Source organism: Bradyrhizobium sp. SRL28 (assembly GCF_018596315.1).
Classification (GTDB): domain Bacteria; phylum Pseudomonadota; class Alphaproteobacteria; order Rhizobiales; family Xanthobacteraceae; genus Bradyrhizobium.
Map to the genome: position 1 here is coordinate 562,382 of NZ_JAHEAG010000001.1, position 8,752 is coordinate 571,133.

19 protein-coding genes are annotated in these 8,752 nt (G+C 61.5%); 16 read left to right on the forward strand and 3 right to left on the reverse strand.

The genetic code is table 11. The annotated features are described in order from the left end of the window. The first annotated feature begins 12 nt into the window (after positions 1 to 12). The 16 genes from KIP88_RS02545 to KIP88_RS02620 all read left to right on the forward strand — a co-directional run bounded on the left by KIP88_RS02545 (position 13) and on the right by KIP88_RS02620 (position 7,121). Positions 13 to 225, forward strand: coding sequence for a hypothetical protein (locus KIP88_RS02545; protein WP_214486259.1), 213 nt, complete (start codon positions 13 to 15; stop codon positions 223 to 225). Further along, positions 222 to 503, forward strand: coding sequence for a hypothetical protein (locus KIP88_RS02550; protein ID WP_214486260.1), 282 nt, complete (start codon positions 222 to 224; stop codon positions 501 to 503). Before KIP88_RS02545 ends, KIP88_RS02550 begins: the two co-directional genes overlap by 4 nt. A gap of 245 nt (positions 504 to 748) precedes the next feature. Continuing rightward, entirely contained in the window at positions 749 to 1,195 is a 447-nt protein-coding gene (locus KIP88_RS02555; RefSeq protein ID WP_214486261.1) for a hypothetical protein, read from the forward strand. Between the two features lie 66 nt (positions 1,196 to 1,261). After that, positions 1,262 to 1,717 (forward strand): hypothetical protein, encoded by a 456-nt coding sequence (locus KIP88_RS02560; RefSeq protein ID WP_214486262.1) that lies wholly within the window; start codon positions 1,262 to 1,264, stop codon positions 1,715 to 1,717. A 135-nt stretch (positions 1,718 to 1,852) separates the two neighbouring features. Then, complete coding sequence (locus tag KIP88_RS02565) at positions 1,853 to 2,131, forward strand: hypothetical protein (protein WP_214486263.1); 279 nt, start codon at positions 1,853 to 1,855, stop codon at positions 2,129 to 2,131. A gap of 22 nt (positions 2,132 to 2,153) precedes the next feature. After that, entirely contained in the window at positions 2,154 to 2,411 is a 258-nt protein-coding gene (locus KIP88_RS02570) for a hypothetical protein (RefSeq protein WP_214486264.1), read from the forward strand. Beyond that, positions 2,408 to 2,728 (forward strand): hypothetical protein, encoded by a 321-nt coding sequence (locus KIP88_RS02575; protein ID WP_214486265.1) that lies wholly within the window; start codon positions 2,408 to 2,410, stop codon positions 2,726 to 2,728. Before KIP88_RS02570 ends, KIP88_RS02575 begins: the two co-directional genes overlap by 4 nt. Further along, positions 2,725 to 2,952 (forward strand): hypothetical protein, encoded by a 228-nt coding sequence (locus KIP88_RS02580; RefSeq protein ID WP_214486266.1) that lies wholly within the window; start codon positions 2,725 to 2,727, stop codon positions 2,950 to 2,952. The genes KIP88_RS02575 and KIP88_RS02580 overlap by 4 nt, the downstream gene beginning before the upstream one ends. Continuing rightward, on the forward strand, positions 2,939 to 3,100 hold the full coding sequence (locus tag KIP88_RS02585) for a hypothetical protein (protein ID WP_214486267.1): 162 nt from the start codon (positions 2,939 to 2,941) through the stop codon (positions 3,098 to 3,100). Before KIP88_RS02580 ends, KIP88_RS02585 begins: the two co-directional genes overlap by 14 nt. Beyond that, positions 3,097 to 3,315 carry a hypothetical protein gene (locus KIP88_RS02590; RefSeq protein WP_214486268.1) on the forward strand — a complete coding sequence of 73 codons (219 nt, stop codon included), beginning with the start codon at positions 3,097 to 3,099 and terminating at the stop codon, positions 3,313 to 3,315. Before KIP88_RS02585 ends, KIP88_RS02590 begins: the two co-directional genes overlap by 4 nt. After that, positions 3,315 to 3,578 carry a hypothetical protein gene (locus KIP88_RS02595; RefSeq protein ID WP_214486269.1) on the forward strand — a complete coding sequence of 88 codons (264 nt, stop codon included), beginning with the start codon at positions 3,315 to 3,317 and terminating at the stop codon, positions 3,576 to 3,578. The genes KIP88_RS02590 and KIP88_RS02595 overlap by 1 nt, the downstream gene beginning before the upstream one ends. Positions 3,579 to 3,647: 69 nt before the next feature. Then, a complete protein-coding gene (locus KIP88_RS02600) occupies positions 3,648 to 3,989 on the forward strand; it encodes a hypothetical protein (protein WP_214486270.1) in 342 nt (113 codons plus the stop codon). Next, positions 3,989 to 4,462 carry a hypothetical protein gene (locus KIP88_RS02605; RefSeq protein ID WP_214486271.1) on the forward strand — a complete coding sequence of 158 codons (474 nt, stop codon included), beginning with the start codon at positions 3,989 to 3,991 and terminating at the stop codon, positions 4,460 to 4,462. Before KIP88_RS02600 ends, KIP88_RS02605 begins: the two co-directional genes overlap by 1 nt. After that, positions 4,459 to 4,866 (forward strand): ParB/RepB/Spo0J family partition protein, encoded by a 408-nt coding sequence (locus KIP88_RS02610; RefSeq protein ID WP_214486272.1) that lies wholly within the window; start codon positions 4,459 to 4,461, stop codon positions 4,864 to 4,866. Before KIP88_RS02605 ends, KIP88_RS02610 begins: the two co-directional genes overlap by 4 nt. A 2-nt stretch (positions 4,867 to 4,868) precedes the next feature. Continuing rightward, a complete protein-coding gene (locus tag KIP88_RS02615) occupies positions 4,869 to 5,219 on the forward strand; it encodes a hypothetical protein (protein WP_214486273.1) in 351 nt (116 codons plus the stop codon). A gap of 555 nt (positions 5,220 to 5,774) precedes the next feature. Further along, on the forward strand, positions 5,775 to 7,121 hold the full coding sequence (locus KIP88_RS02620) for a TROVE domain-containing protein (RefSeq protein ID WP_214486274.1): 1,347 nt from the start codon (positions 5,775 to 5,777) through the stop codon (positions 7,119 to 7,121). A 61-nt stretch (positions 7,122 to 7,182) separates the two neighbouring features. On the opposite strand, the gene KIP88_RS02625 is transcribed toward KIP88_RS02620, so the two are convergent. The 3 genes from KIP88_RS02625 to KIP88_RS02635 all read right to left on the reverse strand — a co-directional run bounded on the left by KIP88_RS02625 (position 7,183) and on the right by KIP88_RS02635 (position 8,751). Then, positions 7,183 to 7,539, reverse strand: a complete 357-nt coding sequence (locus tag KIP88_RS02625; RefSeq protein WP_214486275.1) for a YfaZ family outer membrane protein — start codon at positions 7,537 to 7,539, stop codon at positions 7,183 to 7,185. 1 nt (position 7,540) lies between these two features. Continuing rightward, the gene (locus KIP88_RS02630; protein WP_214486276.1) at positions 7,541 to 8,380 is read right to left on the reverse strand and encodes a hypothetical protein; all 840 of its coding nucleotides are present in this window, start codon (positions 8,378 to 8,380) and stop codon (positions 7,541 to 7,543) included. Between the two features lie 194 nt (positions 8,381 to 8,574). Next, complete coding sequence (locus tag KIP88_RS02635) at positions 8,575 to 8,751, reverse strand: hypothetical protein (RefSeq protein ID WP_214486277.1); 177 nt, start codon at positions 8,749 to 8,751, stop codon at positions 8,575 to 8,577. Position 8,752 lies beyond the last annotated feature (1 nt).

Consider the following 8,752-nt stretch of genomic DNA (forward strand, 5'->3'; position numbering starts at 1 on the left):
GTGGCGGATGCATTGTACAAGGCGCTGGTCACCTCGCGGGACAAGACCGTCACCGAAGTCGCGAAGGAGCTGGAGATGAGCCGTCCTTGCTTCTCCAACGTCGTCAACGGCAACGCCAGCCTCTCGGTCGAGCTGGCGCTCAAGATCCAAGACACGTTCGGCCTGCAGGCGCGGAAACTGCTGATCCAACAACTCGACGAACAGATTGCGGCGGCGCGCAAATGAGCGATGGCCTGATCTCAATCAACGAGGCGATACGGCGCGGCTTAAGCAAGCTGCGGCTCGACAAGTGGACCAACCCCGACGACTACATGGAGTTCTACATCTATGAGGACCCGGCGACGCATGAGAAGTCGCCCGGCCCGTGGGTGAAGCTGTGGTCCCCGGCCAACGAAATCGTCGGCAACAAGAACCCGCACAAGATGATGATCCTCGAATTGGGCGATCTCAACGACCCATGTTGGCGACCGCTGCCGAAGTCGCTGGAGCGCGTCGAAAAATAATTTTGCCTCTATACAGTTGTCACTTTTCCGCTTCGCATCGCTGACTCCGCGCGCCTCTCGCGCAGTGTTTTCCGAGTCAACAACTTTTTTCAACGCGCGTTTGCGCCTTGTATCATAGAGGCGACGCAGGCCATTTCGGCCTATTCATCGAATTTGGCAAAAGTCGATTTGCTATACTGCCTGTGTCAGTCGGGGAGTCCGGCTGCAGGCTGTTTGAAAATGTAAATCAGAAAGGAAGACAATCAATGGCTACCAAGCCAGTGAAGAAGACGACCGACTCAACCTCGTTCAAGATCGGTGATCGGGTTCGACTGCTTCGGCTCGACGGCACCGTCACCATGGCCACCGTGACAATCCACGATATGTGGGGCGACGAGACCAGCAACCGCAACGCCTCGTTCATGTCCGGCAACTGCGAGCAGTTCACGCACACCGACTTGATGAAGCACGAAGACGACAGCTCGCCTGTCGTCGTACCTGACGGTGGCGTCTGGTACATCGCGCGCGGCAATCAGATGGGATGGGGTCGTGCCCAAACCATCGAGGGCGCTGTACGCAACATGCAACGGCAGGGCAAGTGCTCCGCCTACATCGTCCACCGGGTCAGCAAGTGGACTCAGGTCGATGGCATGGGGAGCTTGAGATACCCGGAAGGCATCGCGCCGGTCGAGGTGAAGAAGGTCGGCAAGTAAACGCGAACGGCCCCGGTGATCAAACCGGGGCCGTCATTCCCAACTCAACAAGCAAAGGAGAATGCAATGGCCAAGAAGCCAAAGAGCATCGAGCATCTCGATGCATCCATCGGGCGATGGAAGACGCGGCTCAAGCGAGCGATGACCGCCATCGACAAGCTGGAGAAGCAGAAGAAGCGGCTCGTGAAGGCGGCGGCGAATCCACCGCAGCCCAAACCGGTGAAGCCCGAGCCTGCCGATCAGAATATGGTCAAGGTCACGTCGGTGCCCACCGGCAACCCGGATCGCGTCAAGCTGATCATGGAGCCGGTCAAGGCCGCCGAGATCGACACCAGCATCCCGGCGTTCCTGCAGCGCAAGAAGCTCGACCCGGTCGCGGCCGAGATCAAGGCCGAGCAGGACGAGATCAAGCGCAAGAAGACGCAAGGCCGCATCGCCAAGATGAAGGCCAAGAAGAGCGGCGAGACCAAGAAGATGCCGCTGACCGGCCGGGCGGCGCTGGAAGCGATCCGCAACGGATAAACAAAAGGCCGCTCCGGGAAACCGGGGCGGCCTCTGTTTGTAACAATACGTGATGTAGGCCGTATTGACCTATATGGCCCTTGGCCCTATATCAGGCTGGTCGGACGGGACTGGCCCTCCGGGAAGGAGTTTGAGATGTCCTACGCTCCCTATGCTGCCTGTCTGAAGAAGCTGGTCAAGGGCTGCTTCAAGTCCGCCAGCGGGGCGTTCTTCGAATACGCCGCTCTGGAAGAGGGCGAGTCCGTCCCGTTCCCCGGCTACGAAATGAAGGTCTACTGCGGCCCGTTCGAAGAGTGGCGGTACGCCAAGGTCGTCGCCAGCCGGGCCTACGTGGTGGTCGAAGAGGCCGCCTCCGGTGCCCCGGTTGTCGAGAAGTGGTTGATCAAGGGCCACAAGAAATACGCGCTGGCCTGATTGAGACGGAAGGAGAAGAAAGATGTCTGAGACCTACAAAGAGCGCGTCAACCGCTGGCGGATCATGCGCCACGACGATCTGCCGGAAGGCCACAAGGCCGAGTACCGCGCCGCCGGGATTAACCCCGATGAGCTGTGGTCCTTGATCTGGTCGTTCGAATCTGAGGAGGCTGCTCTCAAGTGCCTCGCCGACGAGGAGGCCCACGCCGCGAAGTGGCAGAGTTTCAAAATTGTGGATGGCGGCGAAGCCGTCGAGATCGAAAGGAGTGTTTGGTTATGAGTTATCAGGAATATCAGGAGATCCCCGCCTTTGAGCAGGCGATCTACAAGGACGGCTTCGTCAGCAATGTCGAGGAAGGCAAGCTGGTCTGGGCGAACAAGGACGGCTTCCAGCCGCCGCCGGTCGGATCGAAGGTAATGGTGCGGATCAACAACCTCGGCGTGGCGGAGGTCAAGGGCTACTTCTCGCAGGAGGGTTACCTCGGCTTGCTGGTCGTGCTGGACAACGCGCCCGAGTGGTACATCAAGCAGAACGGCGACGCCAAGAAGGTCGGCCATGTGTTCGGCCCGGAAGTCAAGGCGCTGGAGGCGAAGTGAACCCAGCAGAGAAATACATCGTCGTGAACGAAAACGCGCTTTGCTATCGCATTGAGGGCAGCATCTTTCACGGCGTTTTGGCTGGCAGCGTTCTGTTGGGCGGCCCCGATCCGATGACCGGGACCATCGTGGTCGCACCGAGTGACACCGTGCGCCCAGCCACCGTAGCCGACTTCGCATTCTTCCGTGTATCACCCAAGGGACACATCAATGATCGTAGGTGATCGCGTCCGCGTCCTGAAGGAACGCGACACACCCGCCGCCATCGGCGACAAGGTCGTGCCCGTGGTCAAGGTCGATGAGCTGTCGATCTGGGTCGAGTACAAGGAAAAGACCTACGTGCTCGACCGCTCGCAAGTGAGGAAGATATGAAAGACATCAAGAAGCCGAAGCTAGTCACGTTCACCAAATGGTGCGTCACCGAGAAGGACCGCACGCTGGTCTCGGTCAACCCGGCGGAAGTGTCGGACGTCGAGGACTATTGCGGCGCGGTCGAGCCGGGACAACTGATCACCCTGAAGAACAAAAAGACCTATCTGGTCCAAGGCGCGCACGCTGACGTCGTCGCCAAGTTGAAGGAAGAATAATGAAGCCCCTCGTCCTGCCCCGCATCAATTTGAACGGCACCTCGCGCGAGTGTCTGGTCGAGCAACAGTGCAGCGTGCTGCATGTGCTCCGCTCGCTGCTCACGGTGATGTCGGATGCCTCGCCCAACGGGCGCGACTACCAGACCGCACCGATGGGCACGTTCACCAAGGCGCAGGAAGCGTGGCGCGAGCGCTGGCAGATGATCGAGGATCTGCGCCGCGAGATCGAGGAGCATGCGCTGGCGATTCAGGACAGCAAATAAATCATAGGCCGTATTGACCTATGCGACGCGCGGGCGTATAAGCCGCGTTGCAAACTGAAAGGAACCAGCATGCCATTGATGACACCAGCCGAGCTTGAGCCGCTGCAGGAAGTGCGCCGCGCAGCCGAAGAGCACCTCACCACGATCCGGGATCTCTACTACACCCGCCTCAACACACCCACCGAGAAGAACAACGACGAGGACGAGGCCAACCGGCTGTCCAAGATCGCCGACGTCGCGGGCGCGCTGCAGACCATCTACGACGCGGTCTCCGAGCTGGAGTTCGAAGAGGAGCAGCCCGAAGAGCCCGCCGAGCCCGAGATCGACGACCCCCGCAACCACGAGGAAGACGAGCCGGAAGACGACGAGGATCAGGACGACGACGAGGACGAGGAGGAAGACGAGGACTGATGGCTGGCGATTGTGGAAGCTGCACCGCGTGCTGCAGGGTCTACGCGATCCCGGAGCTGAGCAAGCCAGCTGGCAAATGGTGCGATCACTGCGCCATCGGCAAGGGCTGCAAGATCTACGAGCAGCGCCCGGCGATGTGCGTCGATTTCAAATGCCTCTGGCTGCAGAGCCAAGACCGCGACGACCCGCGCGAGCGCCTGTCACCGGAGCTGCGGCCGGACCGCTGCAAGGTGGTGTTCTCGCCGACGACCAACGACGCGATCATGGCAGCGCTGACCATGCCGGGCATGCCTGATGCATGGCAGAAGCCCATCGTTCGCGCCCTGATCGACAGGATGATCAAGGCCGACATGGCGGTTGCTGTTGGTCCGCCGATGGCGACGCATACGCTGCGGATCACGAAGTATGGCATTGAAGAGGTCGAGATGACCGAGCCGGACGAGAACGGCATGCAGTGGAGTGTCGGAAAATGAGCGACAAGCGGACCGTCGTCGTGTCGAACATGGAGCCGGACGACATGCTCTTCCACAACGACCGTGGCTCGTGGAACGTCACCCGCGCGCTGCGCGACTGCAAGGCCGGGAAGCACAAGATCTATCAGGAGGAAGTCGAGGCGGCCTACAACGGCAGCTCCGCCGTCGAGTTCGACGAGGACAAGGTCAAGGCGCTGTTGCTGCTGAAGCCGCACGAGTACGAGCCGCTGATCGCGGTCATCGACGGCGGCGCGATGTGGCTGATCGACGGTCGGCACCGGCTGGAGGCAATGCACCGCCGGGGCGAGAAGACCTTCCTCTGGTTCGTCATCGAGGAAGCTGACGCCGCACCCTACCGCGTGCTGTATAATGGCCAGCGCAAGCCACCGTTCAAACCGTATTGACCATGCAAGCCTTCTTCGACGAGCTGCCGTTCACGCCGCCGCTGTTCACGACAGCGAAGGGCGACGCCGTGGTGCATCTGGCGCTGCTGCGTGATGGCCATGTTGCCGTGAGGTGGCTGGCATCGCTCCAGCGCGGTGCCGGACGTGCGGCGCTTGCCGCGATCACTGAAGCGGCGGACCGTCACGGCGTGACACTGGAGCTGACCGCGCGACCGCAACCGCCGCCCGGCGACGGCAAGAAGATGACGCCGGAAGAGCTGGAGGCCTTCTATGCGGGCTTCGGCTTCGTCGTCACCAAATGCGGCAACGACGGCTACGCGCACATGGTCCGCGCGCCGCAAGGTTCCATCTAAGGTTCCGCCTCGATTAGAGACCCGTACAGAGGCCGTCCCGGAGCCGGGTCCTGACCTAGCGGCCACTCCCGGCGAACGCATCCTGCGGGCGGAATTCGCCAGCGCTGAGCCGTTCCAAGCATAGGCCACCTTGACATCGCCGCAAAACGAGCGCTTATCCCGCGCCGCCACGCCGTAGCTTCCGGTTACTTCGCTTTGCCAAACTAAAGCCTGAAAGCCGGGCGCGTCACTTGCTGGCACCCACGAGACAGACGCCGTAGAACTCGGATACTTCGCTTGAAGAGCCCGATGTCGTTGGTTCGATTCCAACTCAGCTCGAAAGAGCTGGTAGCTCAGTGGTAGAGCGCGGACCAAAGGACCGGATTCGCTTTTTGCTCTGTCTCGCCGGTTGCCCCGTCGTGGTGGATCGAGCGTGTGGAGTGGCCGCCGTAGGATGCGGTTACTTCGATGGATGAAAGCCCTGCCTCTGGCAGGGTTGGCCGTTCGACTCGGCAAACCCGTGTTCGAATTTTGCGCCATTCCACCCGCTCGATCCTCAACTGACAGGAGCGACCGATGCGAACCAATGTCCGTGCATACAACGCCCTTCGCACCCACGAGGGCGCAACCGCCCATCCGATCAACGCCGAGCAGGCGCTGCGCCGCTCGGTGCTGTCCTGCCTCCTGTTTGAAAGGGAGTTCTATGAGGATGGCATCGAGATCTCCGAGCGCATCAAGACGCTGGCCGCAAGCGTGAAGCCCGAGATCGTGGCCGCACTCGCCGTCGAGGCGCGCAACGTCATGCATCTGCGTCACGTCCCGCTGCTCTTGCTGGAGGTGCTGTCGCGCACCGCCGCCGGTCGCACCGACGCGCTGGTCTCCAAGACCATCGGCGAGGTCATCGCGCGTGCCGACGAGATGGCCGAGTTCGTGGCGATCTACACGGCAGGCGGTGACCGTCGCACGGCGAAGGCTGGCCATGGCCACCAGTTCACCGCACAGGTGATGCGCGGGCTTGATCTGGCGCTGCGCCGCTTCGATGCCTACCAGCTCGCCAAGTACGACCGGGCTGGCAAGGTCAAGCTGCGCGATGTCTTCCGCATCGTGCGGCCGAAGCCGGACAACGAAGAGCAGGCGCAGTTCTTCAAGGCGGCCAAGGACGGCACCCTGCCCTCTCCCGATACGTGGGAGGTGGCGCTGTCCGGCGGAGCCGAGACCAAGAAGGAGGTGTTCGAACGACTCCTGACCAGCGACAAGCTGGGCTACCTCGCGCTGCTGCGCAATCTGCGCAACATGCACGAGGCTGGCGTGGACCGCGATCTGGTCAACGACAAGATTGCGCTTCGCAAGGGTGCGGCCCGCGTGCTGCCGTTCCGCTACGTCGCGGCGGCGCGAGCGGTGCCGTCATTCGAGCGCGCAATCGATGCGGCCCTTCTCGCCGCCATCGTTGAGCTGCCGAAGTTCGGCGGCCGGACGGCGCTGCTGGTCGATGTGTCCGGTTCGATGGACTACAAGCTGTCGGCGAAGTCGGATCTGACCCGGATGGATGCGGCGGCCTCGCTGGCCGCGATCTTCCCCGGCGACGACATCCGCCTGTTCACGTTCTCGGACAGCGTGGTTGAGGTCCCGGCGCGGCGTGGCATGGCTGGCATCGATGCGATCAGGTCGAGCCAGTTGCACAACGGCACCTATCTCGGTCGCGCGGTGACGTATCTGGCGATGCATGTGCCGCATGATCGTCTGGTGGTCATCACCGACGAGCAGAGCCACGATGCGGTGCCGCAGCCGCAGGATGGGCACGCCTACATGATCAACGTCGCCAGCAACCGCAACGGCGTTGGCTATGGCCACTGGACTCATATCGACGGGTTCAGCGAGAACGTGCTCCGCTTCATGCACGAGCATGAGGTTCAGCAGGCCTGAAAAAGGAAGGCCCGGCGTAGAGCCGGGCCTTTCTCACAATCAATCAATGAGAAGTTTCTGATCAGGGCAGATTGAGACCAACGCCAACACCAACGCCGATGTTGTTCGACAGACCGCTCGACACCGCCGCACCGTTGCCGATGGAAGCCGCACCGGAGATCGAGTTGGACTGACCAGCCGATGCGCCGACCGCAGAGGTCAGCGAACCTGCCGGGGTCTGCGTCGCAATGCCAGCACCGATGGAGGTGTTGGTGCCGGTGGCGAGAGAGCCCGCCGCCGCCGTGCCGGTCGAAGCTGCACCCGTCTGGGTATTGACGTGACCGAAGTTGAACCCGGTACCCAGCGAGAACTGGGCAGCGGAAGCCGGAGCCGACGCGAACGCGAGCGCGGCAACAGATGCGAGAAGTAGTTTCTTCATGTTAATCATCCTTCTTGGGTTGAGCCGACGTGGCAGAATCAATGGCCTGCACGGCGGGCGAATTAGCAACGGCGGTTGCCGGTGCTAAGGGTTTGACGCTCGCCCTCGGCTTGGCAGGCGCAATTGATTTTGTTGGATTGACGGAGGCAACGCGCAGGCGCGGTGGCTCGCCAGACCAATGCAAACACTTTTGCTTCGCGGAATTGTAGGACAGGCAATCCTTCTCGACGCCGTCGCGACCGTCGATCACGCGGATCGCGCCACTTGTACCGGCGTTCGATGACATTACGATCGGGGCTGCGCCACCGCGTGCGATGACAACCGGGCGGTAGCGCTCGCAGATGTCGGGCATGCTGGCGTAGATGTCCGGGCGCTGGCACAACCGCGCCACGGCGGCGGCCTTCAATCCGAAACTTGCTAAAGTGCGTGCATCGAGCCGCGCCTGACACCCTTCGTCCGTCATGGTCGAGCCGCCGCCGAGTCCAAAACCAGCCAGACTGATCATTCCGGAGGCGCTACCCAAGCAGGTTTCGAGCCCCGCAGCAGTGAGCGTTGTCGCGAGGCTAGGGTTGCTCTTGATGGTCTGGGTGCCGCTGACGCGCTGATTGATGTTGGAGGTGGTTGTGGCGGGGGTGCCGTTGATGGTGACGTTGGAGTCACCACCCTGCCCAGAGACGGCCACCGCGCCCGATTGCGAACTTGAATTGGCGATGCCGACGCCTGTACCTGTTGCGGTTTGCGCCAGTGCCGGGCTCGCGAGCAGGACAATAAATGACGCTGTCACAAATATTTTGCATGATTTTAACATCGTTAGAACACCCCTCTGCCAACTATCGATCAATTCTGAGATCGTAGTCGCAGAGAAGACGCAATGCAGTAGTGCCGCTGCAACACTGGCTTTTGTTCAGTGGTTCAGGGGAAGCTCGTCAACATCCCTTACAGATCGACGGCGTGTGCGGCTCGGCGGGTGGCAGTGCATCGAACTGCGACTCCCGGCCAGTGTAGCGCGCGGGTGCGTCCGGCCCCGCGTCCGCGTCAACGAATGGGACTCCCGAAGGCGTGCAGGCCGAGAATGCCGATCAGCAAAAACAGGATCGCCCAGCTGCCAAAAGGTGCCCATACTTGTCCTGATGGTCGCCACGGGTTCATGCCCCAAACGCCAAACACCAATGTCAGCACATAGATCAGCCAAAACCAAATGTTAGCACCCATG

Bases quoted from the DNA above. Each gene is read 5' to 3' on its own strand.
- KIP88_RS02595 (WP_214486269.1), top strand. From the start codon at position 3,315: ATGAAGCCCCTCGTCCTGCCCCGCATCAATTTGAACGGCACCTCGCGC.
- KIP88_RS02585 (WP_214486267.1), top strand. From the start codon at position 2,939: ATGATCGTAGGTGATCGCGTCCGCGTCCTGAAGGAACGCGACACACCC.
- KIP88_RS02635 (WP_214486277.1), bottom strand. From the start codon at position 8,751: ATGGGTGCTAACATTTGGTTTTGGCTGATCTATGTGCTGACATTGGTG.
- KIP88_RS02555 (WP_214486261.1), top strand. From the start codon at position 749: ATGGCTACCAAGCCAGTGAAGAAGACGACCGACTCAACCTCGTTCAAG.
- KIP88_RS02575 (WP_214486265.1), top strand. From the start codon at position 2,408: ATGAGTTATCAGGAATATCAGGAGATCCCCGCCTTTGAGCAGGCGATC.
- KIP88_RS02620 (WP_214486274.1), top strand. From the start codon at position 5,775: ATGCGAACCAATGTCCGTGCATACAACGCCCTTCGCACCCACGAGGGC.
- KIP88_RS02605 (WP_214486271.1), top strand. From the start codon at position 3,989: ATGGCTGGCGATTGTGGAAGCTGCACCGCGTGCTGCAGGGTCTACGCG.
- KIP88_RS02570 (WP_214486264.1), top strand. From the start codon at position 2,154: ATGTCTGAGACCTACAAAGAGCGCGTCAACCGCTGGCGGATCATGCGC.
- KIP88_RS02600 (WP_214486270.1), top strand. From the start codon at position 3,648: ATGCCATTGATGACACCAGCCGAGCTTGAGCCGCTGCAGGAAGTGCGC.
- KIP88_RS02610 (WP_214486272.1), top strand. From the start codon at position 4,459: ATGAGCGACAAGCGGACCGTCGTCGTGTCGAACATGGAGCCGGACGAC.
- KIP88_RS02590 (WP_214486268.1), top strand. From the start codon at position 3,097: ATGAAAGACATCAAGAAGCCGAAGCTAGTCACGTTCACCAAATGGTGC.
- KIP88_RS02625 (WP_214486275.1), bottom strand. From the start codon at position 7,539: ATGAAGAAACTACTTCTCGCATCTGTTGCCGCGCTCGCGTTCGCGTCG.
- KIP88_RS02615 (WP_214486273.1), top strand. From the start codon at position 4,869: ATGCAAGCCTTCTTCGACGAGCTGCCGTTCACGCCGCCGCTGTTCACG.
- KIP88_RS02565 (WP_214486263.1), top strand. From the start codon at position 1,853: ATGTCCTACGCTCCCTATGCTGCCTGTCTGAAGAAGCTGGTCAAGGGC.
- KIP88_RS02560 (WP_214486262.1), top strand. From the start codon at position 1,262: ATGGCCAAGAAGCCAAAGAGCATCGAGCATCTCGATGCATCCATCGGG.
- KIP88_RS02550 (WP_214486260.1), top strand. From the start codon at position 222: ATGAGCGATGGCCTGATCTCAATCAACGAGGCGATACGGCGCGGCTTA.